At 65.9% G+C, this 23,188-nt stretch carries 22 protein-coding genes; 17 read left to right on the top strand and 5 right to left on the bottom strand.

Annotation, left to right across the window (positions count from 1 at the left end):
* Positions 1 to 65: 65 nt before the first annotated feature.
* The 11 genes from HV711_RS02330 to HV711_RS02280 are packed head-to-tail and all read left to right on the top strand — an operon-like array spanning position 66 to position 10,585.
* A complete protein-coding gene (locus tag HV711_RS02330) occupies positions 66 to 1,517 on the top strand; it encodes a molybdopterin-binding domain-containing protein (protein ID WP_035480704.1) in 1,452 nt (483 codons plus the stop codon).
* On the top strand, positions 1,514 to 3,214 hold the full coding sequence (locus HV711_RS02325) for a formylmethanofuran dehydrogenase subunit A (protein WP_035480701.1): 1,701 nt from the start codon (positions 1,514 to 1,516) through the stop codon (positions 3,212 to 3,214). The genes HV711_RS02330 and HV711_RS02325 overlap by 4 nt, the downstream gene beginning before the upstream one ends.
* A 40-nt stretch (positions 3,215 to 3,254) precedes the next feature.
* Positions 3,255 to 4,214, top strand: a complete 960-nt coding sequence (gene fhcD, locus HV711_RS02320) for a formylmethanofuran--tetrahydromethanopterin N-formyltransferase (protein ID WP_035480743.1) — start codon at positions 3,255 to 3,257, stop codon at positions 4,212 to 4,214.
* Positions 4,211 to 5,071, top strand: coding sequence for a formylmethanofuran dehydrogenase subunit C (locus HV711_RS02315; protein ID WP_035480697.1), 861 nt, complete (start codon positions 4,211 to 4,213; stop codon positions 5,069 to 5,071). Before fhcD ends, HV711_RS02315 begins: the two co-directional genes overlap by 4 nt.
* Positions 5,068 to 5,634: a cytochrome b gene (locus HV711_RS02310; RefSeq protein WP_028359687.1), complete on the top strand. Its 567-nt coding sequence runs from the start codon at positions 5,068 to 5,070 to the stop codon at positions 5,632 to 5,634. Before HV711_RS02315 ends, HV711_RS02310 begins: the two co-directional genes overlap by 4 nt.
* Entirely contained in the window at positions 5,631 to 6,695 is a 1,065-nt protein-coding gene (locus HV711_RS02305; RefSeq protein ID WP_175144971.1) for an alpha/beta fold hydrolase, read from the top strand. The genes HV711_RS02310 and HV711_RS02305 overlap by 4 nt, the downstream gene beginning before the upstream one ends.
* A complete protein-coding gene (pqqB, locus tag HV711_RS02300) occupies positions 6,692 to 7,612 on the top strand; it encodes a pyrroloquinoline quinone biosynthesis protein PqqB (RefSeq protein WP_035480695.1) in 921 nt (306 codons plus the stop codon). The genes HV711_RS02305 and pqqB overlap by 4 nt, the downstream gene beginning before the upstream one ends.
* Before the next feature lie 43 nt (positions 7,613 to 7,655).
* On the top strand, positions 7,656 to 8,408 hold the full coding sequence (gene pqqC, locus HV711_RS02295; protein WP_035480692.1) for a pyrroloquinoline-quinone synthase PqqC: 753 nt from the start codon (positions 7,656 to 7,658) through the stop codon (positions 8,406 to 8,408).
* Positions 8,405 to 8,674 (top strand): pyrroloquinoline quinone biosynthesis peptide chaperone PqqD, encoded by a 270-nt coding sequence (gene pqqD / locus HV711_RS02290; protein ID WP_013590498.1) that lies wholly within the window; start codon positions 8,405 to 8,407, stop codon positions 8,672 to 8,674. Before pqqC ends, pqqD begins: the two co-directional genes overlap by 4 nt.
* A 4-nt stretch (positions 8,675 to 8,678) precedes the next feature.
* Positions 8,679 to 9,920, top strand: coding sequence for a pyrroloquinoline quinone biosynthesis protein PqqE (gene pqqE, locus HV711_RS02285; protein WP_035480689.1), 1,242 nt, complete (start codon positions 8,679 to 8,681; stop codon positions 9,918 to 9,920).
* 2 nt (positions 9,921 to 9,922) lie between these two features.
* The gene (locus tag HV711_RS02280; protein WP_013590500.1) at positions 9,923 to 10,585 is read left to right on the top strand and encodes a response regulator; all 663 of its coding nucleotides are present in this window, start codon (positions 9,923 to 9,925) and stop codon (positions 10,583 to 10,585) included.
* Here the strand turns inward: HV711_RS02280 and HV711_RS02275 are convergent.
* A complete protein-coding gene (locus HV711_RS02275) occupies positions 10,555 to 11,577 on the bottom strand; it encodes a histidine kinase (RefSeq protein ID WP_035480686.1) in 1,023 nt (340 codons plus the stop codon). The two genes, HV711_RS02280 and HV711_RS02275, sit on opposite strands and share 31 nt — an antisense overlap.
* Before the next feature lie 203 nt (positions 11,578 to 11,780).
* Here HV711_RS02275 and HV711_RS02270 point away from each other — a divergent pair, with 203 nt between their 5' ends.
* Positions 11,781 to 14,144 carry a TonB-dependent receptor gene (locus tag HV711_RS02270; protein ID WP_035480682.1) on the top strand — a complete coding sequence of 788 codons (2,364 nt, stop codon included), beginning with the start codon at positions 11,781 to 11,783 and terminating at the stop codon, positions 14,142 to 14,144.
* A gap of 66 nt (positions 14,145 to 14,210) precedes the next feature.
* Here the strand turns inward: HV711_RS02270 and HV711_RS02265 are convergent, their stop codons facing one another.
* Positions 14,211 to 15,371 (bottom strand): YVTN family beta-propeller repeat protein, encoded by a 1,161-nt coding sequence (locus HV711_RS02265; protein WP_035480680.1) that lies wholly within the window; start codon positions 15,369 to 15,371, stop codon positions 14,211 to 14,213.
* 198 nt (positions 15,372 to 15,569) lie between these two features.
* On the opposite strand from HV711_RS02265, the gene HV711_RS02260 reads away from it, so the two are divergent.
* The 3 genes from HV711_RS02260 (at position 15,570) to gph (ending at position 18,005) form a co-directional block, all read left to right on the top strand.
* Positions 15,570 to 16,322 (top strand): MotA/TolQ/ExbB proton channel family protein, encoded by a 753-nt coding sequence (locus tag HV711_RS02260; RefSeq protein ID WP_035480676.1) that lies wholly within the window; start codon positions 15,570 to 15,572, stop codon positions 16,320 to 16,322.
* A gap of 157 nt (positions 16,323 to 16,479) precedes the next feature.
* Positions 16,480 to 17,250 carry an HAD-IA family hydrolase gene (locus tag HV711_RS02255; protein WP_035480673.1) on the top strand — a complete coding sequence of 257 codons (771 nt, stop codon included), beginning with the start codon at positions 16,480 to 16,482 and terminating at the stop codon, positions 17,248 to 17,250.
* Positions 17,247 to 18,005, top strand: a complete 759-nt coding sequence (gene gph / locus HV711_RS02250; RefSeq protein ID WP_035480670.1) for a phosphoglycolate phosphatase — start codon at positions 17,247 to 17,249, stop codon at positions 18,003 to 18,005. Before HV711_RS02255 ends, gph begins: the two co-directional genes overlap by 4 nt.
* An 89-nt stretch (positions 18,006 to 18,094) precedes the next feature.
* Here the strand turns inward: gph and HV711_RS02245 are convergent, their stop codons facing one another.
* Together HV711_RS02245 and HV711_RS02240 are read right to left on the bottom strand one after the other, a co-directional pair.
* On the bottom strand, positions 18,095 to 19,246 hold the full coding sequence (locus HV711_RS02245) for a porin (RefSeq protein WP_028359676.1): 1,152 nt from the start codon (positions 19,244 to 19,246) through the stop codon (positions 18,095 to 18,097).
* Between the two features lie 360 nt (positions 19,247 to 19,606).
* Positions 19,607 to 19,795 (bottom strand): hypothetical protein, encoded by a 189-nt coding sequence (locus HV711_RS02240; protein ID WP_035480669.1) that lies wholly within the window; start codon positions 19,793 to 19,795, stop codon positions 19,607 to 19,609.
* A gap of 240 nt (positions 19,796 to 20,035) precedes the next feature.
* Between HV711_RS02240 and HV711_RS02235 the strand changes: the two genes are divergently transcribed.
* Both HV711_RS02235 and HV711_RS02230 read left to right on the top strand, forming a co-directional pair.
* The gene (locus tag HV711_RS02235; RefSeq protein WP_013590509.1) at positions 20,036 to 20,314 is read left to right on the top strand and encodes a DUF1488 family protein; all 279 of its coding nucleotides are present in this window, start codon (positions 20,036 to 20,038) and stop codon (positions 20,312 to 20,314) included.
* A 30-nt stretch (positions 20,315 to 20,344) separates the two neighbouring features.
* Complete coding sequence (locus HV711_RS02230; protein WP_014972060.1) at positions 20,345 to 21,136, top strand: phosphate/phosphite/phosphonate ABC transporter substrate-binding protein; 792 nt, start codon at positions 20,345 to 20,347, stop codon at positions 21,134 to 21,136.
* 12 nt (positions 21,137 to 21,148) lie between these two features.
* Here the strand turns inward: HV711_RS02230 and HV711_RS02225 are convergent, their stop codons facing one another.
* A complete protein-coding gene (locus HV711_RS02225; protein ID WP_035480665.1) occupies positions 21,149 to 23,176 on the bottom strand; it encodes an acetyl/propionyl/methylcrotonyl-CoA carboxylase subunit alpha in 2,028 nt (675 codons plus the stop codon).
* Positions 23,177 to 23,188 lie beyond the last annotated feature (12 nt).

Here is a 23,188-nt window from a genome sequence, read left to right as displayed (position 1 = left end):
GTTCGACAGCACGTTCGGGCAGGGCGACGAAACTCATCGGCATGGAGCTTGCTAAAAGTCGGCCCATGCACCTCTCGCCCACCGATCCGTCGACGACCAGCCCCGCGGGCGCGCCCCACGCCGGCGCCTCAGCGGTCACACGCGACTGGACCTGCCCCTTCTGTCCGCTGCTGTGCGATGACCTGACCATCGAATCGCACGACGACGCCACGCTCTGCGCGCACAACACCGACTGCCCGCGCCTTGCGCAGGCGCTTGGCTGCTACGGTGCGGGCGACGCGTCGTGTCCCGCGAGTGTCGACGGCGACGAAGTGGAACTCGACGCGGCGCTCTCGCGCGCGGCGCACCTGCTGTCGGCGGCGCGGCGGCCCCTGTTCGGCGGCCTCGCGACCGATGTGGCCGGCGCGCGCGCGCTGTACACGCTGGCCGCGGGCTGCGGCGCGATACTCGATCACCAGCATGGCGACGCGCTGAGTGCGGCGACGCTTGCGTTTCAGGACCGCGGCTTGTTCTTCACGACGCTTTCCGAAGTACGCGCGCGCGCCGATCTGCTGCTGTTCTTCGGCTGCCAGGCGTCGCGGCGCTATCCGCGCTTTTATGCGCGCACCATCGACGCAACGGCGACGCCGCGCGAACTCGTGTTCATCGGCTGCGAAGCGGACCCGGCGGCGAGCGGCCGTGAGAACGTGCGCGTGGAGTCGATCCTGGCGAACGCCGATCCGTTCGACACCCTCGCGCTGTGGTCCACGGTGAGCGACAGGCGTCCGCCGACCGCGCTGCATCAGGATGTCGCGCATGCATCGGACGTGCAGCAGACACTCGCCGTATTGCAGGCGCTGCAGGCTCGCATCGACGCGGCACGCTACACGGTGTTCGTCTATGAGCCCGCTTCGCTGCCCGGCCCGCACGCCGCGTTGCTGATCGAAGCGTTGAACCGGATCGTCAAGGCGTCGAATCTGACCACGCGCGCAGGCGGCCTCGCGCTCGGCGGCGATGACGGCGCCTTGACGGTCAACCAGACGGTGACGTGGCTGTCGGGCCTGCCGCTACGGACTCGTGTGTCGACACCCGCGCGCATGGCAGGGAGCGCCCCGCTCGATCACGATCCGTATCGCTATCGCGCGGAAAAACTCCTCGCCGATGGCGCAATCGACGCGCTCCTGTGGGTGGCGAGCTTTGCGCCCCCCGCCTGGCCGCAAGGCCTCGCCGACGGCCTGCCGGCCATCGTGCTCGGCCACCCGGCGCTTGCGCAGACGGCGGCGGCACGCGGCAAGGGCACCGTGTTCATTCCGGTCGCGACGCCGGGCATCGACAGCGGCGGGCATCTGTTTCGCGTCGACAGTTCCGTCGTGATGCCGCTTGCCGCCGCGCGCGGCGCCGGGCTTGCGTCGGTCGCCACCGTCGCCGCGCAACTTGCCGCGCGGCTCCCGGCGCCTTGTGCTGTTGCGCTGTCCGCTGCGCAGTTGGCTGCACAGTCGGCGGCTTCGCCCCCCTCCTCCGCGCAGGTGCGGCCATGACGCTCGTCCGGCTCAAAGGCGGCACGCTCTTCGACCCGGCTAACGGCGTGGACGGCGAACGCCGCGATCTGACAATCCGCGACGGCCGCATCGTCGATGTGCCCGCGAACGTCCCGGCCGATTGCGAATACGACGCCTCCGGCATGATCGTGATGGCGGGCGGCATCGACATGCATTCGCATATCGGCGGCGGCAAGACCAATCTGTCGCGGCTCCTGCTGCCCGAAGATCATCGTAACGATCCCGCACGCGATGCCGCCTACGAATCCGTGCAGGACGCCGACGGCCGCTACCTGCGGCTGCCCTCTTGCGGCGTGTGCGCGCCGGGCACGCTCGCCACCGGCTACCGCTATGCCGAAATGGGCTACACCGCCGCATTCGAACCGGCGATGATGCCGTCCAACGCGCGCCATACGCACCTCGAAATGGGCGACACGCCGATCATCGACCACGGCGCGTACGTGATGCTCGGCAACGACGAACTGTTCCTGCAGATGCTGGCCGCGCGCGAAGACTTCGAGCGTCTGCGCGACTACGTCGGCTGGACGATTCATGCCAGCAAGGCGCTCGGCGTGAAGGTCGTCAATCCGGGCGGCATTTCGGCGTTCAAGTTCAACCAGCGTTCGCTCGATGTCGACGAACCGCACGCGCACTACGGCATCACGCCGCGCGAAGTGCTGCACACGCTGACGCGCGCGCTGACCGACTTGCGCGTGCCGCATCCGCTGCATGTGCACGCGAGCAACCTCGGCGTGCCGGGCAATATCGATTCGACCATCGCGACAATGGACGCCGCCGACGGCCTGCCCGTCCATCTCACGCATATCCAGTTTCATAGCTACGGCACCGAGGGGCCGCTCAAATTTTCGTCGGGCGCGCGGCGTATTGCAGAAGCCGTGAACGGGCGGCCCAATGTGTCGATCGACGTGGGCCAGATCATCTTTGGACAGACGGTTACCGCGTCCAGCGACACGATGATGCAGTTCCGCAATGCGCCGCTTGCGCGGCCGCACAAGTGGGTGGTCGGCGATATCGAATGCGACGCGGGCTGCGGCGTGGTGCCGTTCCGCTATCGTGAGCAGAGCTATGTGAATGCGTTGCAGTGGATCATCGGGCTCGAAATCTTTCTGCTGGTCGACGACCCGTGGCGCGTCGCGATGACGACCGATCATCCGAACGGCGGCCCCTTCACGAGTTATCCCCATCTGATCCGCCTTCTGATGGACAAGTCGTTTCGCGACGAACAGCTCTCGAAGCTGCACGCCGACGCGCAGGTAGCAAGCGCTTTGCCGCAATTGACGCGCGAATTCTCGCTGTACGAGATCGCGATCATCACGCGCGCGGGACCGGCGCGTCTGCTTGGCTTGCGCGACCGCGGCCATCTGGGAGTGGGCGCGGCGGCGGACATTGCCGTGTATCGCGACGAGCCGGACCGCGAGCGGATGTTCACATCGCCCGCCTATGTGTTCAAGGACGGCGAACTGGTGGCGCGCGACGGCACGCTCGTGGCCACGCCGACAGGCGGCATTCATTTCGTCTCGCCGGCCTTCGACCGCGGCATCGAAAAGCGCGTGCGCGCCTACAGCGAAGCGAATCTCGCGAGCAATTTCGCCCATGCCGCAATCAGCAACGACGAGATTTGCCAGTGCTGCCGCGGCGGCAAGCTGTTGCCGGTCGAATGCTTCGCGCACGCCTGATATGGCTGAACTCGCTGCCCCAAACGGTGACCCGCACACGATGAGCGACACGCCGACCCTGCAGATCAACGGCACGACGATCGACGCCACCTTCGCGGAAGCGTTCCCGATGAAGGCGACGCGGCTCGTCATCACCGCGCATACGCCGGCGTGGGCGATGCAGGCCGCGCACTCGCTGACAGGTTTCGCGACCTCGGTGATCGGCTGCGGCTGCGAGGCCGGCGTCGAACGCACGCTTGAAAACGAGGAAACGCCGGACGGCCGGCCCGGCGTTGCAGTGCTGCTGTTTGCGGTGTCGTCGAAGGAGTTGGCGAGGCAGATCGAGCGGCGCGTCGGCCAATGCGTGCTGACGTGCCCGACCACCGCCGTGTATCGCGGCATCGATCCGCAAACAAGCCGTGCGCCGCTGTCGGACCTCGCGCCGCTCGGCAAAAACCTGCGCTTTTTCGGCGACGGCTGGCAAATTTCGAAGATGCTCGGCGACACGCGCTACTGGCGCGTGCCGGTCATGGACGGCGAGTTCGTCTGCGAAGAAACCGCGCCCACCGTGAAGGCGGTGGGCGGCGGCAACCTGATCCTGCTCGCGCGCGACATGGACGCGGCGCTCGCCGCCGCCGAGGCCGCCGTCGCCGCCATGCGCAGGCTGCCGAACGTGATTCTGCCGTTTCCCGGCGGCGTGGTGCGCTCGGGATCGAAAGTCGGGTCGAAGTACCAAGGCGCGAGCGCATCCACCAACGACGCGTTCTGCCCCACGCTCACCGGCCTCTCGCCGCGCAGCGAACTGGGCGCGGACGTGGGCTGCGTGCTGGAGATCGTGATCGACGGACTCACTGAAGCGGACGTCGGGGCGGCGATGACGGCAGGCATCCTCGCCGCTGCGGGGCGCGGGCACGCGGGCGGTTTGCTGCGCATTTCCGCGGGCAATTACGGCGGCAAGCTCGGCCCGCATCACTTCCACCTTCACCAATTGGCGGCCGGTCTCGGCGGGAGCAGCGCATGAGCGTCGTGACCACCTTGCGCGTGAAGACGGCTCCTGGTTTTCGCGTCGATGCGTCGGCGCTGCTGCCGGCGCCGCTCGCGGCGCTTGCCGTCGCCGAAATCGAACGCATGGTGCTGCCTGCCGGCAACGATCGTTGCGTCGTCGCCGATCTGTTCGACGTGGCGCGCAGCGGCGACCCGGCGCCCGACGCTCAGGGCGCCGAGCCCGCGCTCGTGATCGAAGATGCGGTGCCGTGGCTCGACCGTCTCGGCGCGCACATGACGCACGGCCATCTGATCGTGCGCGGCACAGCGGGCGATCAAAGCGGCTTCCAGATGGCAGGCGGCGTATTGCGTATCGACGGCGACGCCGGTCACTTCACCGCCTGCGAAATGCGCAGCGGACGCCTCACGGTGGCGGGCCACTGCGGCGACTTCGCGGGAGGCGCGCTTGCCGGCGACATGGAAGGGATGACGGGCGGCACGCTGACGATCCACGGCAACGCGGGTGCGCGCCTCGCGGACCGGATGCGTCGCGGGCTCGTGCTGGTGGGCGGCGATGCGGGCGACTTCGCGGCGTCGCGGCTGGTGGCGGGCACTGTCGGCATCGCCGGCCGGGTGGGCGCGCATTATGCGTACGGTATGAGACGCGGAACCCTGCTGCTTGCGCAGCGTCCCACTTATCTGCCGCCGACCTTCGCCGACGGCGGCTGCGGCTTCGACGTGTTCTGGTCATTGCTCGTCCGGAGCCTCGCGGGCGAAATCGCGCCCTTCTCGCAGTGGCGCGCGGCCGCGCTGCCGCGACGTTATGCGGGCGACGCCGCCGTCGACGGGCGCGGCGAAATACTCGTGGTGGGCGAACCAGGGAGACAGAGATGACGACCGTGCCTACTTCTTGCCCCGAGCGTCGCGCCGACGCATCCGCGCCGCGCTACGCCGGCTCGATGATCGCGCTGCACTGGCTGATTGCGTTCGGCATCATCGGACTGCTCGCACTCGGGCTCTATATGGTCGGACTGCCGAAGGGTTTGCCGGTCAAGGCGACTCTGCTGAACCTTCACAAATCCATCGGACTGACGGTTTTCCTGCTGGTGCTTCTGCGCATCGCGGCGCGTGCGGCCTTTCACCGGCCGCCGCTGCCGCCGATGCGACCGTGGCAACGCGCCGCCGCGCGCACTACGCAGGGTCTTTTATACGTAGCAATGGTGGCGATGCCCGTGTCGGGCTATCTCGGTTCGTCGTTCAATCGCTATGGGACGCGCTTCTGGGGACTTCCTCTGCCGAAGTGGGGCTGGGACGACGCGGGTCTGCGCGAACTGTTCTTCGGCATTCACGAGATTGCAGCCTACGTGCTGATCGCGCTGATCGTGCTGCATGTGGCGGGGGCGCTTAAGCATCAGTGGATCGACCGCGACAATCTGCTCGCGAGGATGTTGCCGTGAGACGCGCGCGCAAAGCTTCTGGCGCGGGCGCGGGCGCGGGCTCGTCTGCCGGCCAGCCGCAAGCGCGCGAGGCGCGTGTGCCGGCGCCGACGCTGACGCACGGCACACTGCGCACGCGCGACGCTCACCGTGTGGCGTTCGCGGTTACGGGCGCCGCCGACGGCGTGCCGGTTGTCGTCCTGCACGGCGGCCCGGGCAGCGGCAGCCAGCCGGAGGCGACGCGGCTCTTCGATCTCACGCGCTTCAGAGTCGTGCTGATCGACCAGCGCGGAACCGGCCGCTCGACGCCGCGCGGCGGCGTGCGCCGCAACCGCACCGACCGGCTGATCGAAGACATCGAAGCCGTGCGGCTGCGCCTCGGCATCGAACGCTGGGGCGTGCTCGGCGGATCATGGGGCGCCGCGCTCGCGCTCGCGTATGCGGGGCGGCATGCGCAAGCAGTAACAGGCGTGGTGCTGCGCGGCCTCTTTCTCACGTCGACGCGCGAAGTTCGCGGACTCTTCGTCACGTCGCGCAAGCGCGCGCCGCGTGCCTTTGCAAAACTCCGCGCCGCCGCGCGCTGCTGGCGGCCCGCGGCTTTGCTCGCGCGTTGCCATGCGCGGCTGCAACGCGGCGGCGCGAGCGACGCGCAACAACGCGTGCTCGCCCTCGCATGGCGCGGCTATGAAAACGCCGTGCTCGCGAGTGCAGGCACGCGCCGCAAGCTGTCGCCTGCGAGGCTTTCGCTCAAGGATGCGCGCAAACTCGTCGACAAGTACCGCATTCAGGCGCATTACCTGATGCATCGCTGCTGGCTCGGAGAAACGCGCGTGCTGTCGCTCGCGCGCCGCGCCGCCGCGGCCGGCGTGCCGCTTGCGGCGGTGCACGGCTCGCGCGATCCGGTGTGTCCGCCACATAACGTGCGACGCCTCGCGCGGGCGGTTCCGGCTGCACATATCGAATGCGTGCAGGGCGGCCATCTCGCCAGCGACCCCGCGTTGCACGCAGGCGTGGCCCGCGCGCTTGCCACGCTGTTTCTTTCAACCACTCACGAGGGGCGCACGCTGCGCCGCGCGGCATGAAGATCAAGGTACTCGGCTCATCGGCGGGAGGCGGTTTTCCGCAGTGGAACTGCAACTGCAGCAATTGCGACGGCGTTCGGCGCGGCACCGTCAGGGCCACCCGCCGCACGCAATCGTCGATTGCGGTGAGCGAGAACGGCGAGGACTGGCTGCTCGTGAACGCGTCGCCCGACCTGCTCGCGCAGATCGCCGCCAACCCGGAATTGCAGCCGGCCCGCCGCGCGCGCGACAGCGGCATTGCAGCCGTGCTCGTCATCGACGCGCAGATCGATCACGTCACTGGACTCCTGATGCTGCGCGAGCGCGACACGCCGCTGCCGCTCCATGCGACCGACGCCGTCTGGCAGGACCTCACAAGCGGCTTTCCCATTGCGCCGATCCTCTCGCACTACTGCGGCGTCGAGCATCGCCGCATTGCGCTGGACGGCGCGCCGCTCGCCGTGGATGCGCTGCCCGGCGTGCAGATCGACGCGCTGCCGCTGTCCAGCAAGGCACCGCCCTATTCGCCGCATCGCAACGCGCCCGAGCTCGGCGATAACATCGGACTCCTCTTCACGAACCGGCAGACCGGCAAGCGCGCGTTCTACGCGCCTGGACTCGGCGCGATCGAACCCCATGTGCTCGAGGCGATGCGCAAAGCGGATCTGCTGCTTGTCGACGGCACATTGTGGACTGCCGACGAAATGATCCGCCTCGGGCTCTCGAAGAAAACCTCTGCGGATATGGGACATTTGCAGCAATGGGGACCCGGCGGCATGATCGAAGTACTCGATTCGCTCGGCACCCCGGACACACGCAAGGTCCTGATCCACATCAACAACACGAATCCGATTCTCGTCGAAGACGGCCCGGAGCAGCGCATTCTTGGCGAGCACGGCATTGAAGTCGCGCACGACGGCATGACCTTCGAACTATGAGGCGCGCGCACGCAGCGCACGCCGCGCATGAACTGGAGATTGCATGAACGCGAAAGACACCTTGGGCACAGCGGCACAGTACAGTGCGCCCAGCGGCGACAGCGCCGGCCAACCCGCATGGACGCGCGAGGAGTTCGAAGCGCAGTTGCGCGCGAAGGGCACCGCGTACCACATTCATCATCCGTTCAATGTGAAGATGAATAGCGGCGGATGCTCGCGCGAACAAATTCGCGGCTGGGTCGCGAACCGCTTCTACTATCAGATCAATATTCCGCTGAAGGACGCGGCGGTGCTGTCCAATTGTCCCGACCGCGCAACGCGGCGCCGCTGGGTGCAGCGCATTCTCGATCACGACGGCTACGGCGGCGAGGAAGGCGGCATCGAAACGTGGGCCCGCCTCGCCGACGCGGTCGGCCTGTCGCGCGACGAACTCTGGTCGCTCAGGCACGTTACGCCCGGCGTGCGTTTTGCTGTGGACGCCTACGTGAATTTCGCGCGGCGCGCGCCGTGGCAGGAGTCGGTGTGTTCGTCGCTGACGGAAATGTTCGCGCCGCAAGTGCACCGCGACCGGCTCGCGAGCTGGCCCGAACACTATCCGTGGATCGAGGCGTCCGGTCTCGCGTATTTCCGCTCGCGCGTTACGCTCGCGCAGCGCGACGTGGAGCACGGCCTGGAAGTCACGCTGGATTACTTCACGCGGCGCGAACAGCAGGAACGCGCGCTCGAGATCCTGCAGTTCAAGCTCGACATTCTGTGGACCATGCTGGACTCCATCGAAAAGGCTTTTCCGCAATGAACGACATGCTCAACGCCGACCGTCCCGCGCTCAACAAGCTCTTCCGTCTGCAATGGGAACCCGCGCAGAACGCTCACGTGCTGCTCTATCCAGAAGGCATGGTGAAGCTCAACCAGAGCGCGGCGGAAATCCTCAAACGTTGCGACGGCACGCGCGACATGAACGCGCTGATCGCCGACCTGGAACAGGCGTTCAACGCGAGCGGGCTCGGTCCCGAAGTACGCGCCTTCGTGACCGAAGCACACTCGCGCGGATGGCTGGAGTAGCGCGATGACCGATCTCTCGCAACCCGTTGCCGACGCACAGCCGGCAGCCGCGCCGGGCGGCGTCGCGCCGCCGCTATGGCTGCTCGCGGAGTTGACGTATCGCTGCCCGCTGCATTGCGCGTTCTGCTACAACCCGGTCGACTATACCGGGCATAACCGCGAACTGAGCACGGACGAGTGGCTCCGCGTGCTGCGCGAGGCGCGCGCGCTCGGCGCCGCGCAACTGGGTTTTTCGGGCGGCGAGCCGCTCATGCGCGACGATCTCGAAGTGCTGGTGCGCGAAGCACGCTCGCTCGGCTTCTACACGAACCTGATCACCTCGGGCATCGGTCTCACGGATAAACGCCTCGGCGACCTGAAAGCCGCTGGCCTCGATCACATCCAGTTGTCGTTTCAGGACTCGACCCAGGAGCTCAACGACTTTCTGAGCAGCACGCGCACCTTCGACCTCAAGCAACGCGTCGCGGCGTCGATCAAGCGGCATGGCTTTCCGATGGTGCTCAACTGCGTGCTGCATCGTTATAACCTGCCGCATGTCGACAAGATCATCGAGATGGCGCTCGCCATGGGCGCCGAATATCTGGAACTCGCCAACACGCAGTATTACGGCTGGGCGCATCACAATCAGGCGCAACTGATGCCGACCCGCGAACAGCTCGACGAAGCGGAAGCGGTGGTCGAACGCTATCGCCGAACGCACGGCGAGCGCTGCAAGATCTTCTTCGTGGTGCCGGACTATTTCGAACGGCGCCCCAAGCGCTGCATGAACGGCTGGGGCGCGGTTTTTCTCGGCGTCGCGCCGGATGGCGCGGCGCTGCCCTGTCATGCGGCGCGCGCGCTGCCCGGACTCGTGCTGCCGAATGTGAAGGACACGCCGCTCTCCGACATCTGGTATGAGAGCGATGCATTCAACCGCTTTCGTGGCCTGCAATGGATGAAAGAACCGTGCCGCAGTTGCGAGGAAAAAGAGCGCGACCTGGGCGGCTGCCGCTGCCAGGCGTACCTGCTCACGGGCGATGCGGCCAATGCGGACCCCGTCTGCGACAAGTCGCCGTCGCACGAAAAAGTAGTCGATGTGACACGCCTCGCCGCTCTGGCGCGTGAGCCGCGCGAGCAGCCCATTGTGTTCCGTAACGATGCGAACTCGCGCAAGCTGACGGCCGCGCGAGCGGCTCAAGCGGCTGACAATCTGGCCCATCACGCACCAGACAGCGCGCCGAACAACGGCGGCCCCACAGGAGACTGAGCATGACAACGGCGGACATCTCAGTGTTGCTCGTCGACGATCACGCCGTGGTGCGGGAGGGCTACCGCCGCCTGCTGGAACTGAACGTCGACGTGCATGTGTGCGGCGAAGCAGCCGACGCCGCGCAGGCCTATCAGCGCTTCTGCGCACTGCGGCCCGACGTCGTGGTCATGGACGTCTCGTTGCCCGGCGCAAGCGGGATCGAAGCGATGCGGCGCATGCTCGCGCGCGAGCCGGATGCGCGCGTGCTGATTTTTAGTGTCCACGAAGAGGCGATCTTCGTGCGCCGCGCGCTCGACGCGGGCGCCCTCGGCTACGTGACGAAGGCAAGCGCGCCCGACGTGCTCGTCGAAGCGGTGCGCACCATCGCGAGGCGCGCCAGTTATCTGAGCCCCGACATTTCGCAGGCCCTTGCGTTGCGCAATGCTTTCAGTGAGGGCCCGCCTGGCCGGCAGCTGTCCGCGCGCGAATTCGAGGTGCTGCGCCTGCTCGTGCAAGGCTATACGCTGCCGAGCATCGCGGAAAAGCTGGGACTCAGCCAGAAAACGGTGGCCAATCATCAGTCGGTGATCCGGCAGAAGTTCGGCGCGGACAACGGCGTGCAGCTCGCGCAAATGGCGAGCCGCCTCGGCCTTCAGTTCACCGGGTCCGCCAGTCCCGCGTGAGCGGGCAAGCGCGCGCAAAAGAGGAAGCCGCCTTCGGGCTTGCTCGCAACATGAAACTCGCCGCCGAGCGCCTCGACGCGCTCGCGCATGCCGATGAGACCCAACCCCGCGCGCGGCGCATCGAGGTCCACGCCGGGGCCGTCGTCGGCCATGGTCACGACGATTTCGTCGATCGGCACGGTTTTCCCCACGTTTTTTGTGGGCGACTGCGCCTCGCGCGGCGCACGCACCATGAACACTTCCACGCGCGAGCGGCGCGCGAACTTCGAGACATTCGTCAGCCCTTCCTGCACGAGCCGGTAAAGCGTCATGGTGAGCGTGTCGCTGAGTCCGGTGTAATCGCCTTCGATCGTCAGCGAGAACGACGCCTCGGGCAGCCGCTCGCGCCAGCCGTCGACGCAATGTTCGAGCGCGCTCGGCAAGCCGAACTCGTCCAGACCGGTGGGCCGCAAGCGGCGGATCATGCCGCCGATCTGCCGGTACACGTGGCTCGCGCTTTGCATCACAGCGAGCGAGATGCGATGGATCTCAGGCTCGCGCGCATCGGACAGATCGCGGATGCGCGCGGCGTCGAGCGAAATGGCGTTGAGATACTGGCCGAGTTCGTCGTGCAGTTCGCGCGCGAGGTGGCGACGCTCGAGTTCCTCCGCTTGCAACGCTTCTGTGGCGAGGCGCCGGTTGTCCGCGAGCAGGCGTTCGGCCTCCTGCTCGAGCACGCGGCGATGCGCGAGTTCGCGGCGCGTCTCGCGATAGCGGCGCCACGCGAACCATGCAAGCCCCAACGACAGCACGCAGAGCGTCAGCGGCAACTCGTCCAGTTGAAAGCGCTCGAGCCCGCGCGTCCACCGGTACGCGCGCTCGCTCACATCGAACAGCGACCCGAGCGTGGCCGCGAGCAGGGTCAGCGCGAGCACGCAGGCGAGATCGCGCGGAACCGCCGAGGACGGCGGATCGCGGCGCACTGACGAAGGTTGGACGGGTTCGCTCGACATCACGTTTGCATTCTACTCAGGCCGGTCGGACACGAAGCGTCATTGCAACGCGTTTGGGCACGCTTCCTCGCGATTTCGGGAAAAGCTCCCGAGCTTTCGCGCGGCGGCGCATGCGAAGCTTTGCACACCTTGAAAAAAAGCGCTACGTATGCCGCCCGCGGCTGCGCCACGAACAAAGCGTCCAACCGGCAGGAGACATACCCATGACCTTCTCGTCCCGCACGCGCCGTGCGAAGCCCGCTCTGAGCCTGCGGCGGCGCGCCCGCATCACGCTCGGCTTCGGCAGCGCGCTCGCGAGCCTGTCAGCGGGCGCATGGGCACAGGCAGAGCCCGCGGTGGCGGCGTCGCCGCCCGCAGCGCCCTCCGCGGAAACCGCCGATGCCGCCAACGACACGCCGTCCACCACGCTTGCACCCGTCGTAGTGATCGGCACGACGCCGCTTCTCGGCATCGGCACGCCGCTCGCGCAGGTGCCGGCCAATGTCCAGACCGTGCGCGCGCGCGACATCGAGGCGCAGCACCGCAATACGCTGACCGACTACTTCGCGAAGAACCTGCCGAGCGTCGATATCGCCGATGCGCAGGGCAATCCGTATCAGATGAACGTCAACTATCGCGGCTTCACCGCGTCGCCGCTCCTCGGCACGCCTCAAGGCATTTCGGTGTTCGTCGACGGCGTGCGCGTGAACGAGCCGTTCGGCGACGTGGTGAACTGGGACGTGCTGCCGCAACAGGCTATCGACACCATTCAACTGATCCCCGGTTCGAACCCGACCTATGGGCTGAACACGCTCGGCGGCGCGTTGGCCATCACGACAAAAGACGGCAAGACGAGCCCCGGCGGCGAGGCCGAAGTAGCGCTCGGCTCCTGGGGCCGCAAGACCGCGCAGATCGAACAGGGCGGCACCATCGGTCACAATCTGGACTACTACGTGACCGGCAACGTCGCCAACGACAACGGCTGGGCCGAGCAGAACGCGAGCCGCGTACGGCAGATTTTCGGCAAACTGCGTTATACCGACGCCGACACCACGCTGTCGCTGTCGGCGGGCGGCGCGGACAATGACCTGCATGGCGCACAGACCATTCCGCGCTCATTCCTTGGCGATCCGAAGCAGCCTTACACGTACCCGGATCAGAACCTGAACAGCGCGGGCTATGTGACGCTGGCGGGCGAGCACTATTTCAACGATAACGTGCAGTTAAGCGGCAATGCGTATTACCGGCACTTCCGCAATAGCAACCTGAGCAGCAACGTCAATCCGAACTTCGGCTCCGTCGACGACAACGGTAACCTGGACACCACCCAGGCGACCAACGAACAATCCGTCGTTGCCACCGACAGCTACGGCGCGAGCCTGCAGCTCACGCTGCTAGGCAAACTCGGCGGCATGGAGAATCAGTTTGTTGCCGGCGTGTCCGCGGACATTGCCAATTCGCGCTACACGCAATCGTCGCAGGACGCGGTGTTTACGGTTTCGCGCGCGACGGTCGGCATTGACGATTTCACCCAGCAAACCGCGGCAAAAACCCATAACGGCAACTACGGCATTTATCTGCAGGACACCTTATCGCTAACGAAGCAATGGTCGCTGACGCTCGCGGGACGCTATAACTGGGCGGATGCGACCATCGGCGACGAAAGCGGCGTACAGCCCCAACTGAACGGTCACCATACGTTTTCGCGCTTCAATCCGGCTGTCGGCATCAACTGGAATCCCACCTCCACATTCACGGCTTATGCCACCTACAACGAAGGCATGCGCTCGCCGACCGCAATCGAACTCGCGTGCGCGGACCCCGCCGCGCCGTGCTCGCTGCCGAACGATTTCGTATCCGACCCGTCGCTGCAACCGGTCATTTCCAGAACCTTCGAAATTGGGGCACGCGGGCGAATCGGCCACGCGACGAGCTGGAGCGCCGCCGTCTACCGAACCACGCTCGATAACGACATCGAATTCATCGCCAGCAACGGCGCGGCGAGCAATAGGGGCTTTTTTCAGAACGTGGGGCGCACGCGCCGGCAAGGGTTCGAACTGTCGGCACGCAGCCAGCCAGGGCCGCTTACGGTGACGGCGAGCTACAGCTATATCGACGCCACCTACCGTTCGGCATGGACCGAAAACAGCCCGAGCAACTCCAGCGCGGACGCAACCGGCAATATCAGCGTGAAGCCCGGCGACCATGTGCCGGGCATTCCGGCGCACACGGTGAAGCTGCAGCTCGACTATGCGGCCACCGCGAAATGGCAGGTCGGCGCGAACGTCACCTGGCGGGGCAGCATCTATGCACAGGGCGACGAAAACAATCAGGACGTCAATGGCAAGATCGCCGGTTATATGCTGGTCGACCTCGACACGTCCTATCAGATCAGCAAGCAGTTGCAGGTCTTTGCCAGCGTAACGAACCTGCTGGACAAGCGCTACGCGAGCTTCGGCACACTCGGCGAAAACTTCTTTAACGGCCCGAACCATACCTTCGACGGCGCGAACCCGATCAACGAACAGTTCGTCGGACCGGGCGCGCCGCGCGGCTTCTGGGTCGGCTTGCGCTACGCGTGGAAATGAACGTCCTCATGCGACGAGGCGCGGCCTGCCCGCCTCGCGCATGACTCACTTGGGCCACGCTCCGCTTTAACGCGATTCGATCGAGCCGTCGCCGGGCGGATAGGTGACGATGCCCCATGCAAGCGGCAATTGGCCGATCTGCGTAATCGGCTGATAGCTGCGCGCGTCGAGCACATACACGGCGTCGGAGCGCCCGCAGGCGACGAGCAGCTTCGCGCCGTCCGGCGTGAAACTGAAGTGCCAGCAACGCTGTCCGACCGGCACGTCGGCGAGATGTTCGTAGCTGTGGCCGTCGAATACCTGCACCGTCTGCTCGCGCGCCGCCGCAACGAAGAGCCGTTTACCGTCCGGGCTGTACGCGACGCCGTAAGGGCCGAGCTTCGTGTCGACGGTCTTCAGCACCTTGAACGTGCGCGCGTCGATCACGGCGAGTTTGCTCAGCGACTCCAGCGTCACCACATACTCCTTGCCGTCCGGCGACAGGCGAATGCCGCGCGGACGTCCCCCGGGCGCGAGCTTCACTGTCCTCACCGGCGCGCCGGTGCGCGCGTGATAGACGGAGACGGTATCGTCGCCTTCGTTCGTGACGAGCATGTTCTTGCCGTCGCGCGAAAATTCGATGCCCTCGGTTTCGTGCCCGCTCGTCACCGAGCGCACCACGCGCCACGTTTTCATATCGACGAGCGCGATTTCCGCTGGCGGCTTGTTGGCGTCGTCATCGTCGTCGGCGTGGGGCTTGCTGGCCTCTCCGGCCTCGTTGGCGTGCTGGTCGGGCGGTTGCCCCGTTTGCTTTCCGGCCTGCGGTGGGGTAGCGGGCGGGCCGCCTTCTTCGCCCGGCTCGTAGGTCACGTAGGCGTAGCCGTTGTGCACGCGCACAAACTCAGGGTTTTTGCCGATCTTCACGCGCTGCACGACTTCGCCCGAAGCCGTGTCGATCACCGCGAGGTCGCCCGTGTTTTTGTTGGCCACGAGCAGGCGCGAGCCGTCCGCATTGAGACTCAGGCCGCGCGGGCCCGCCGCGCCCACCGGGAAGGTTCTGGACAGCGTCATCTGCTCGAGGTCGATCACGCCGACGCCGGCCTTCTCGCTCGTCACATAGGCCGTCGGCACCGCGGCCTGCGCCCAACCCGGCCGGGTTGCCGCCATGGCCGCCAGCACCACCGCTGCAATTCCGGCTAAAACAAGGGGACGTCCCCGTGTTGCGTTGCGAAAGCGTGTCTCCAGCATGGGTTGTGCTCCGTTATGTAAGCGCGACGTCGCGCGAGTCCGGCATTCAGGCAAAGTAGTTCATGAGAGGATTGTTTGACAACGGCGAAGGGGCGGGAGATTTTCCCGAATTGACGCGCCCACGCGGGCGACGGTTCTAAAACGCTGCCTGGTGGCGGACAATGAAGGCGGCGGCTCGTCGAGCCGAAGGAAACGTTCATGCAGCACTATGGTCTCGCGAATGTCTGGCAAAGCGGCGATCTCGTTACGCGCGCGATCCTCTGCCTGCTGTTCGTCATGTCGGTGCTGTCATGGACGGTCATTGTCGTGAAGCTGTGGAACGTGCTGCGCATCAAACGGCTGACGGGCCGCACCGACGCGCAGTTCTGGCAGGCCGACAGTTTCGAACACGGGCTTCAGAACCTGGGCGGGCTGAGCAGCGGCAGTGGCCACGCAAATCACGGCGGCCGCGGCGGCTGCAGTGATGAAGCGTCCGCGGCCGCGCTGCGCGACAATCCGCTGCTCGCGCTTGCGATGGCTGCGGCCGAGGCGGCCGCGCATCACCGGGACAATAAACCGCATCTGCAGGACCGCATCGACGTGTCCGACTGGATCGCGCGCCGCCTGCAAAGCAGCATCGACGACGCCGTGGCGCACATGCAAAGCGGCCTCGCGGTGCTGGCCTCGATCGGCAGCACCGCGCCGTTCGTCGGCCTGTTCGGCACCGTGTGGGGCATTTATCACGCGCTGATCGTGATCGGCGAAACGGGGCAGGCCTCTATCGATCGCGTCGCCGGACCGGTCGGCGAGTCCTTGATCATGACCGCCTTCGGGCTCTTTGTCGCGATACCGGCCGTGCTCGGCTATAACGGCCTCACGCGCGCGAACAAGTCGATCGTCACGCGGCTCAAGCGGTTTGCGCATGGACTGCACGCGTACTTCGTGACGGGGCTGCAGTTGCCGCACGCGTGACGAACCACGGGTTCCGGCCGCCTGCACGCAACCGTTAAACGATGCGTTATCGCCCCTCAAAGAATCTCTGAATTCAACTCTCAGGCTCGCTCCGCTATCGTGATTGCAAACCGCCGGCAAACAGGAAGCCGGCCTCGCATCAGTTCCGGAGCGCCCCATGCAAGCCCTGATCTTCGACGTGGACGGCACCCTTGCCGATACCGAAAGCGCGCACCGGCACGCGTTCAATGCGGCGTTCGTGGAGGCTGGGCTCGACTGGCATTGGGACGAAGCGCTCTACGCGCGTCTGCTCGACGTGCCGGGCGGCAAGGAGCGTCTATTGCATTACTGGCGTATCGCCGATCCGGAAGAGGCACAGGGGCCCGGCGTGAGCCGCGTGATCGACGCGGTGCATGCGATCAAGACGCGCCACTACACAGCCCGCGTGCGCGGGGGCGGCTTGCCGTTGCGGCCGGGCATCGCGCGCTTGATCGATGAAGCCCGCGCGGCCTCCCTTCCCGTCGCGATTGCGACGACCACCACGCCCGCCAACCTCGACGCGCTCCTGCACGCGCCGTTCGGCCCGCAATGGCGCCGCCGCTTTGCCGCCATCTGCGATGCGAGCACGACGCAGTTAAAAAAGCCCGCACCTGACGTCTACCTCGACGTGCTCCGGCAACTCGGCCTGAAAGGCCCGGAGTGTATTGCGTTCGAAGACTCCGCCAACGGCTTGCGTGCCGCGCGTGCGGCGCTCGTCCCGACAGTCGTGACGACGACCGCGTACACAGCGCATCATTCGTTCGAGGGCGCGCTCGCCGTGCTCTGTCATCTCGGCGACCCTGATGCGCCCCTCCCGTCCAGCCCCGCCCATGACCGGCCCGCGTGGGTGACCCTCGACACGTTGCGCCGCTGGCATCGTGAGGCGTCGAGCGAAGCCGCCGCGGCATGAGCATGCAGCCGCTTCTTTCGCCGCGAAGCGCGGAGTTGGCGTGCGCCTTGACGCGTGCCGTGCTGATCGATCTGGACGGCACGATGGTCCACACGGCGCCGGATATCGTCGAAGCAGCGAGCCGCATGCTGGCCGAGTTCGGCGAGGCGCCGCTACCGTTCGACGTCGTCAGCGGTTTTATCGGCAAGGGCGTGCCGAATCTCGTGACGCGCACGCTCGAAGCGGCGGCCCTGGCTGGACACGTGGACCGCGAGGCGGCGCTCGCGGTCTTTCATCGGCACTATGACGAGACCAACGGGCGCTTCGGGCATGTCTATCCGCATGTCGAGGCGGGCCTCCGCGAGCTTCGGCGGCTCGGCTACCGGCTCGCGTGCGTCACGAACAAACCGGAGGCGCTGGCCGCTCGGCTGCTGCGCATCACTGCGCTGGCGAGCTATCTGGACGTGCTGGTTGCGGGCGATTCGATCGACGGCATGAAACCCGCGCCGCAACCGCTGTGGCACGCGTGCCGATTGCTCTGCGTCGAGGTGGGGCGCAGCGTCATGGTGGGCGACTCGCCGGTCGACGTCTGCGCGGCGCGCGCCGCAGGCATGCCGGTGTGGATCGTGAGCTATGGCTATGGCGGGCCGGAGGGCGCGGCGGCTTTGCAAAGCGATGCCTCGATCGACTCGTTCATGGAGTTGCCCGAGCTGCTTGCGTCGCAGGACGAGCGCGTGATTGCCGATCCGGCTTTGCCGTTTTCGCCGCCGCAATGACAACGACCCGGAGGCTCGCGCATCCGGGTCATCGCCTGTTCTACTGCGCGGGAAGCCGCCGGCCGGCAGCTATCGCAGCACGATTCACGTTAGAACTTATGACGGATACCCACAATCGCGAGCGCCTGCGAGTCGGTGCCGTTATAGCCATACGAACCGATGGACGCCTGCGCGTCCTGCGTCGTGCCATTGGCGAGACGCTGCGTGCCGCTTGCATGCTGATACGCCGCGACCGCGTAAAAGTCCGTGCGCTTGGAGACGGAGTAGTCCGCGCCCAGGCTGAACTGGTGATAATGCGCCGACGTGTCGCCGGACGCGGCCGTGTACGCGTAACCCAGACCCGCGACGAGTGCCGGCGTCGCCTGATACGCAACGAAAGCCTTGCCGCTGTTGTACTTCTCGGTGCCAGTGAAGCTGGACGCGCCGTCGCTCTTCAGTTGCGTGTTGCTGTACGAAGCGCCCAGCGTCACGGGACCGACCACGTACTGGCCGCCGATCTGCGCAATGCTGACCGATTTCGCCGTCACGTAGCCGTCGTTGATATGGCTGTCGAAAATCGAATCGGTCGTGCTGCTTGCCCAGCTCGAACGCGCGGCGGTGGCCGATGCGTTGGTCGCACGCAGGTAGCCGCCCGCCAGCGAGAACGGACCGTTCGTGTACGACACCGCGCCGCTATAGGTGTAGCCCTGGCCCGCCTGACCCGCGACGCCGCTGAATGCGTACAGCGCTTCGAACTGCAGGCCGGCGTAGTTCGGCGACACGTACTTGATCGCGTTCGACACGCGAGCACTGTTGTCGTTGTTGTCGACGTCGCCCGGCGTGGCGAACGCGGAGCCGAAGAAATTGTCCGCGGTGACGCCCTGCACCATGTCCGTGATCGGGTCGTACTGGCGGCCTGCCGTGACCGTGCCCCACGTCGCGCCCGTCAGGCCGACGAACGACTGGCGGCCGAACTCGCGCGAGCCTTGCCCGAGCTTGCCGGTGCCGACGTCAAAGCCGTTTTCCAACGTGAAGATCGCCTTCAGCCCGCCGCCCAGTTCTTCCTGCCCCTTCAGGCCCCAGCGGTCGCCGCTGAGATTGCCGTTGAGCATGCCGGCGAGGTTGCTGCTGGAGCTGGCGTTATGCACGTAGCCGACGCCGGCGTCGATCACGCCATACAACGTCACGCTGTTTTGTGCATGCGCGGACCCCGTCGCGACGAGCAGTGCGAGAGACGCCGAGGTCAATGCTGTTTTTTTCATCCTTGTTATTCCTTTATTCAGGTTGAGAAAGGCATTAGGGATGCGCAGCATACATCGATCAATTAAAAATACAATAAAAGTGTTTGCAGATTGCCACACCATTAGCATGACAGATTAATACACGAGTAATGAGGGGCCATGTGCGAACACATAGCCCCGAGTCCGGCGCAACGACTTTCCCTGCGTGGAGACACGGAGAAAGAACCGAACGGCGGGATTTATCCCGCGCAGAAGGCGCCGAGTCAAGTCATTAACGACTGACCTGCCTTTCGTAATCTTTTCCAAAACTTAATAGAGCGTTATTTATTTCAGATTATTAATGCGAGCTTCCCTTTCTGACTATTTCAGGCCTTCGCTTCTTCAATGGCACCCTATTGCGCAGCCGAGCAGACTGAATGCGCCGACGATTCCCACGCCTGCGCCCAGGCCGAAGGTTTCGAGCGAGGTTGCGCAGCCCTGCAGACTGAGCAGCACCGCCATTGCGGCGACGAGGGTCGCCTGCCGGATTGCGAGCGGCATCGCATGATTGGGTCGGCTGGTATCGGACATCTTCTCCCCGTCTTGATGGATCGAACAAGGCGAGCGTAGTCAGCAAGTCACGAGGCGAACGGTCGAATACCGGCTGCGAAAGCGGCTGCGGTTACAAAACCTTGCCTCGCCGCAACAATCGGCGACGCGCGCCGGGGCGCATGCACAGCCACTTTGCGGCGAATGCTGGCTCTCCCACATACCGGAGGCGCTCAGCTTGTCATGCTGACGACTCAGGCGCGCGCGCGAAAGGAGGTCGCCATGTCGGTCTATGTGGATGAAGGATTCCGGCCCTGTGTCACGGAGTGCGCAACGGTCGCGTTCAGGGTGTGCTGCGACGATCGGGCCCAGATTTTCGAAGTCAGTGCGGACGCGCTCATCGCCTACTGCGGCGCGGCGAGCGCCCGCAAGAAGGATCTGTTGCTCGCTTTCGAGGGCGCGCAAAGCGAGATTCTCACGGTGGCCGCGCGAAAGTGGACGTTCCGGCCGACGGAGCCGGTGCGGCTCGGCGTCGACGAATTCCGTATGATCATGCATTAGTCTGCCCATTTGCCATGCCCGCACCGCATCATGACCTGGATCGCCGCTTTGCCGATGTACAACGTCACGCCTTCGCTGGAAAGCGAATGGCGCGGGTGGCTCGCCGACGTGCTGCGCATGGTCAAGCCGGCGTGCCGCATCGTCGAGCCGGATGAGGAATTGCACGGCTTCTGGCGGCGCCCGAATCTGCTGATGTCGCAAACCTGCGGCTACCCGTTGATGCACGGTTTGCGCGAACAGGTGCAACTCATCGCGACGCCGCGTTTCGACGCGCCCGGCTGTGAAGGTGCGGATTACGCGAGCGTGATCGTCACGCGCGCCGACGCACCGTTCGATACGCTCGCCTCATGCCGCGGCGCACGCGTTGCCTACAATCAGGACGACTCGAACAGCGGCATGAATGCGCTGCGCCACGCCGTCGCGCCGTATGCGCAGGAAGGCGCGTTCTTCCGCGCGGCGCTGCGCACCGGCTCACATGTCGGTTCCTTGCAGGCGGTCGCGGACAATCGCGCCGACGTCGCCGCAATAGACTGCGTAACGTTCGCTTTCGTCTGCGATGAAATGCCGGAGCTGGCGCCTCGCGTGCGGCGCATCGGCATGACGGCCGCGTCGCCGGGCCTGCCGCTGATCGCCTCGGACACCGTGCCCGCCGCAACCGTGGGCGCGCTGCGCGAGGCGCTGAACGAAGCGCTCGCCGTGCATCCCGAGCGCGCAAAACGCCTGCGTCTGCAGGGGTTTTCCGCGTTGACGCTCGCGGACTACGAGCGCATCGCTCAGCTGGAAAACGAGGCGCGTGCAGTGGGCTACACGCGGCTCGGTTGAGGGCGCGGCCGGCTACTGCACGTCCAGCACCAGAAGCTGCGCGCCGTCGGCGACCTGATCGCCCACCGCATACAGCACCTCGGACACCATGCCGGCTGCCGGCGCGCCGATGGTGTGCTCCATCTTCATCGCTTCCATCACGATGAGCGGCGTGCCCTTTTCCACCACCGTGCCCGGCTCGACGAGCACGGCGATGACCTTGCCCGGCATCGGCGCGGTCAGGCGGCCTTCACCATGTTCGACATCCGCGGCGTGCGCGAGCAGGTTCTGCCATTCGAACGCCAGCGCGTGGCCGAGGCAGAACACATGGAACGTATCCCCGTCGATGAACACGCGGCCCGTGGCTCGCGCATCGCCGATCGTCGCGCGATATTCGTGCAGGCCGGCGCCGCTCGACCACGCGAAGCCTTCGCGCACACCGTCGTGTTCCAGGGTTTGCGTGGCGCCGTCGCGCGCGAACGTGACCGTGAATACGCTCTCGTCTTCGACATTGCGCCAGCCGAGCGTCTGCGTGTAGCCGCCATTGACCCGCCAGTGCGACAGTGCGTCCCACGGCGACGCGCCGTGCGCGGTGCCGCCCTCGCGTGTGAGCAGCGCGGCGCACGCGAGCGCCAACGCTTCCTTGAACGGCTTCTTGACGGGCGCAAACAACGCGTCATGATGCCGTTCAATGAGACCGGTATCGAGATCGCCGCTCGCAAACGGCTCGCTTTGCACAATACGCTGCAGAAACTCCACGTTGGTATGCGGGCCGACCACTTCGCAAGCATGCAGCGCGCGGCTCATTCGCGCGAGCGCCTCTTCTCGCGTCGCACCGTGCACGATCAACTTCGCGATCATCGGATCGTAGAACGGGGTGATCGTGTCGCCCTCGCGCACACCGCTGTCGATGCGCACCGGCGCCTTGCGGCCCGGCTCGCCGAGACCGGCGGCGTCGATTACGAATTCCACGCCTTCCGGCATGCGCAAATGCTTGAGCGTGCCGGTGGACGGCAGGAAGCCGCGCGCCGGATGCTCCGCGTAAATCCGCGCCTCGATGGCATGCCCGTCGATCCTAAGCTGTTCCTGCGTAAGCGGCAACGGTTCGCCGGCGGCCACGCGCAGTTGCCATTCCACCAGGTCCTGGCCGGTGACCATTTCCGTAACGGGATGCTCGACCTGCAGGCGCGTGTTCATTTCCATGAAATAGAACTCGCCGGTGGACGTCATGATGAACTCGACGGTCCCCGCGCCGACATACTTCACCGCGCGCGCGGCGGCGACCGCGGCCTCGCCCATCTCGCGCTTGATTTGCGCCGGCAATCCGGGCGCGGGCGCCTCTTCCAGCACTTTCTGGTGACGACGCTGCACCGAGCAGTCGCGGTCGAACAGATAAACCGCGCCGCCATGACGATCCGCGAAAACCTGCACTTCGACGTGGCGCGGCCGCGTCAGATATTTTTCGATCAGCACGCGGTCGTTGCCGAAGCTGCTCGCCGCCTCCCGTTTGCACGACGCGAGCGCCGCGAGGAAATCGTCGCTGCGCTCGACCACGCGCATGCCCTTGCCGCCGCCGCCCGCACTCGCCTTCAGCAGAACCGGGTAGCCGATCGCATCGGCCTCGCGATGCAATAATTCGGGGTTCTGATTATCCCCGTGATAACCGGGTACGAGCGGCACCGCTGCCGCATGCATCAGCGCCTTCGCGGCGGCCTTCGAACCCATCGCTGCAATCGCGTCGACGGGCGGTCCGATGAACACGATGCCCGCTGCTTCGCAGGCCCGAGCGAAGTCTTCGTTTTCCGACAGAAAGCCGTAGCCGGGATGCACGGCCTGCGCACCGCTCGCGCGCGCCGCTTCGATAATGCGCTCCACGCGCAGATAACTTTCCGCCGCGGTGGCGCCGCCGATATGCACGGCTTCGTCGCATGCGCTTACATGCTTGGCATTGGCGTCCGCATCCGAATAGACGGCGACGCTCGCGATGCCGAGCCGTTTGCAGGTTGCGGCGACGCGGCACGCAATCTCGCCCCGGTTGGCAATCAGGATCTTGTTGAACATGAGTTGTCTCGA

This window comes from Paraburkholderia phenoliruptrix (assembly GCF_902859825.1).
Lineage (GTDB): Bacteria > Pseudomonadota > Gammaproteobacteria > Burkholderiales > Burkholderiaceae > Paraburkholderia > Paraburkholderia phenoliruptrix.
The sequence above is the reverse complement of the archived record's forward strand: the minus strand, read 5'-3'. Positions and strand labels throughout refer to the sequence as shown.